Here is a 3,241-nt window from a genome sequence, read left to right as displayed (position 1 = left end):
TCGACATGAGCGAGTACGGCGAGAAGCACTCGGTCTCCCGGCTGGGCGGCGCCGGACGGCCTCGGTGAGCTGGCCGCCCTCCTCGTAGCCGACGTACCCGGGCGGGGCGCCGACCAGCCGGGAGACCGAGTGCTTCTCGCCGTACTCGCTCATGTCGATGCGGACCATCGCCCGCTCGTCGTCGAAGAGGAAGTCGGCGAGCGCCTTGGCGAGTTCGGTCTTGCCGACGCCGGTGGGGCCCAGGAAGAGGAAGGAACCGGTCGGGCGGTCAGGGTCGGCGATGCCGGAGCGGGTGCGGCGCACCGCGTCCGAGACCGCGGCGACGGCCTCGGCCTGGCCGATCAGGCGGCGGCCGATCTCCTCCTCCATCCGCAGCAGCTTGGCGCTCTCGCCCTCCATCAGGCGGCCGGCCGGGATGCCCGTCCAGGACGCGACCACGTCGGCGACGTCGTCCGGGCCGACCTGCTCCTTGACCATGGTGGCGTTCGGCTCGTCCGCGGCGCGGTCCTGCGCCTCGGCGAGCTCGCGCTCGGCGGCCGGGATCTCGGCGTACATCAGCTTGGAGGCGCGCTCGAAGTCGCCGTCGCGCTGGGCCCGTTCGAGGGCGCCGCGGAGGTCGTCCAGGCGCTCCTTGAGCTCGCCGACCCGGTTGAGGGACTTCTTCTCCTGCTCCCACCGGGCGGTGAGCACGCTCAGGTGCTCCTGCTTGTCGGCGAGGTCGCGGCGCAGCCGGGCCAGGCGGTCCACCGAGGCCGGGTCGGACTCCTTCTCCAGCGCCAGCTCCTCCATCCGCAGCCGGTCGACGGAGCGCTGGAGCTCGTCGATCTCGACGGGCGAGGAGTCGATCTCCATGCGCAGCCGGGAGGCGGCCTCGTCGACCAGGTCGATGGCCTTGTCCGGCAGGAAGCGGGCGGTGATGTAGCGGTTGGAGAGGGTGGCCGCGGCGACCAGCGCCGCGTCCGAGATCTCCACCTTGTGGTGGGCCTCGTAGCGGCCCTTGAGGCCGCGCAGGATGGCGATGGTGTCCTCGACCGAGGGCTCGCCGACCATGACCTGCTGGAAGCGGCGCTCCAGCGCCGGGTCCTTCTCGATCCGCTCGCGGTACTCGTCGAGCGTGGTCGCGCCGACCATCCGCAGCTCGCCGCGGGCGAGCATCGGCTTGAGCATGTTGCCGGCGTCCATCGCGGAGTCGCCGCCGGCGCCCGCGCCGACCATGGTGTGCAGCTCGTCGATGAAGGTGATGACCTGGCCGTCGCTGTCCTTGATGTCGCTCAGGACGGCCTTCAGGCGCTCCTCGAACTCGCCGCGGAACTTCGCGCCGGCCACCATCGCCGAGAGGTCGAGCGCGACCAGCCGCTTGCCGCGCAGCGACTCGGGCACGTCGCCGGCGACGATCCGCTGGGCGAGGCCCTCGACGACGGCGGTCTTGCCGACGCCGGGCTCGCCGATCAGCACCGGGTTGTTCTTGGTGCGGCGGGACAGCACCTGGACGACCCGGCGGATCTCGGTGTCCCGGCCGATGACCGGGTCGAGCTTGCCGTCGCGGGCGGCCTTGGTGAGGTCGGTGCCGTACTTCTCCAGCGCCTTGTAGGTGCCCTCCGGGTCGGCGGAGGTGACCCGGGCGCTGCCGCGGACGTCCTTGAACGCCGCCAGCAGGGCCTTCGGGGTGGCGCCGTTCTGCTTCAGCAGTTCGGCGACGGTGCCGCCCTCGGCGGCGAGGCCGACCATCAGGTGCTCGGTGGACAGGTACTGGTCGTCCAGGTCGGTGGCGCGCTTGCCCGCCTCCTGGAGGACGGCGAGGGTGTCGCGGGCCAGCTGCGGCGCGGCGACGGTGGAGCCCTGTGCGCTGGGCAGGGTGGCGAGCTGCTGGCGGGCGGCGGCGGCGACCTTCGCCGGGTCCGCTCCGACGGCCTCCAGCAGCGGTCGGGCGATGCCCTCCGGCTGCTCCAGCAGCGCCAGCAGGACGTGCACCGGCTTGACGTCCGGGTGTCCTGCGGCGCTGGCCTGCCGGATCGCGGCGGACAGGGCGTCCTGCGTCTTGCTGGTGAACTTGCCGGCATCCACTGGTGGCGTGCTCCTTCCGTTCGGGCATCGAGTCTGCCTCGTACAGCATCCAGTAAGTTGAGTCTATTCCGCTCAACCTTCCCGGTCCAGTGGGTACCGGTCCCGTCACCCGTTGTTCATCCCCGCCGGACGGGCTCCCTGGTCAGGCCCAGCAGCAGCCGGGCGGGGCCGGCGGGCCGGCGTCCGACCGGCCAGACCGCCCGCAGCGGCCGGTGCAGGTCGAGCCCCTCCACCGGGACGGCCACCAGGCGCCGGGTCGCCAGCTCCTCGACCACGGCCAGTTCGGAGAGGCAGACCGGGCCGGCGCCGGTCATCGCGGCCGCCTTCAGCGCGGTCGAGGAGGCCAGCTCCAGGCGGGGCGGCGCCGTCCCGCCGTGCGGGGCGAGCGCCTGGTCCAGCACCTCGCGGGTGCCCGAGCCGGGCTCCCTCAGCACCAGCGGGGTGGCCGCCAGCTCGGCGGCGGTGACCGGTCTGCGGCGACGGGCCCAGGGGTGCTCCGGCGCCACCACCACGACCAGCCGGTCGGCGGCCACCACCGCGCCGGCCAGCCCGGGCGGGGTGCCCGAGCCCTCCACGAAGCCGAGGTCGGCGTCGCCCGCCAGGACGTGCGCCGCCACGTCGGCCGAGTTCGCCGTCCGCAGCGTCACCGCGGTGTCCGGGCTGGCCTTGTTCAGCGCCAGCAGCCACCCGGGCATCAGGTACTCGGCCACGGTCAGGCTCGCCACCACCACCAGCCGGGCGTCCCGGCGGCCGCGCAGCGCGTCGATCCCGGCGTCCAGGGCCTGGGCCGCCTCGACCACGTTGCGGGCCCACTCGACCACCAGCAGCCCGGCCTCGGTGGGCCGCGAGCCGCGCGGCGAGCGCTCCAGCAGGGCGACGCCGATCTGCCGCTCCATCCCGCGGATCCGGGCGCTCGCGGCGGGCTGGCTCACCCCGAGTTCGGCGGCGGCCCGTCCGACGCTGCCCAGCCGGGCGACCGCCAGCAGCAGCTCCAGGGCGCCGATGTCGGGGACCCGCGACGAGAGAGGCATAGAGCCAGGTTATGTCCTCATAGATCGTGGACGGCTACCGGCCGGACCGCCCGCGGCGGAGGCTGCTGGCATGCCCACCCTCACCACCGCACCGCACCCCGCCCCCGCCCCGGCAGCGCCGCCGGCCGCCCCCCCGCCGCCCCCCC

2 protein-coding genes are annotated in these 3,241 nt (G+C 74.2%); both read right to left on the bottom strand.

The window, feature by feature from the left end; all coding sequences use genetic code 11:
- Positions 1 to 2,064, bottom strand: a 2,064-nt coding sequence (locus ABZ641_RS30470) for an AAA family ATPase (protein ID WP_359986964.1), incomplete at its 3' end; no start/stop codon positions are given.
- 116 nt (positions 2,065 to 2,180) lie between these two features.
- The gene (locus ABZ641_RS30465; RefSeq protein WP_344624602.1) at positions 2,181 to 3,095 is read right to left on the bottom strand and encodes a LysR family transcriptional regulator; all 915 of its coding nucleotides are present in this window, start codon (positions 3,093 to 3,095) and stop codon (positions 2,181 to 2,183) included.
- Between the last annotated feature and the right edge of the window lie 146 nt (positions 3,096 to 3,241).

The sequence above is a fragment of the Kitasatospora sp. NPDC007106 genome, assembly GCF_040634455.1.
In the GTDB taxonomy this organism is placed as follows: domain Bacteria; phylum Actinomycetota; class Actinomycetes; order Streptomycetales; family Streptomycetaceae; genus Kitasatospora; species Kitasatospora arboriphila.
Note: the sequence above shows the minus strand (reverse complement) of the source record. Positions and strands in the feature narration are given on the sequence as shown.